Annotated in this window: 1 protein-coding gene; it reads left to right on the forward strand. The window is 51.3% G+C overall.

Annotated elements, in window-relative coordinates:
• The coding region (locus OB13_RS20870; protein WP_461492113.1) for a C40 family peptidase at window positions 1–329 on the forward strand (329 nt) is incomplete at its 5' end.
• Between the last annotated feature and the right edge of the window lie 176 nt (window positions 330–505).

Consider the following 505-nt stretch of genomic DNA (forward strand, 5'->3'; position numbering starts at 1 on the left):
GCCTCGTGCTACCGCGTGATGCTTCCCAGCAGGTGCATATCGGGGAACTGGTCAACACGGCCAATGGCTGGGACGAACTGCGCCCGGGGGACCTGCTTTTTTTCGGTGTACCCGCTAAGGATGGCAAGCCGGAGCGTGTGGTGCACGTAGCCATGTGGATCGGCGGAAACCAGGAATTCATTCACTCGGCAGGGCGTGTGCGCATCAACAGCATGAACCCAGCTGCTCCTAACCACGACGCCTACGAACTGGGCCGCTTTCTGCGGGCAAAACGCATTTCGCCGCAGGCCACCCTGCAGGATTTGCGACAGCAGCCGCTTTATGAATAGCCTGTAAAAACAAGACATCACAAAAAGGAGCAGCGTCCAAAGGCACTGCTCCTTTTTTTATGCTGACTAGTTTTGAGATGGCAATAGTTATAAAACAGTAGGCGTCACCCTTTGTGAATAAGATTGATACATATTTTTCACTAACTACTCTATCTTAATTTAAAATTTGAGGGATG

The sequence above is a fragment of the Pontibacter sp. HJ8 genome (assembly GCF_054824225.1).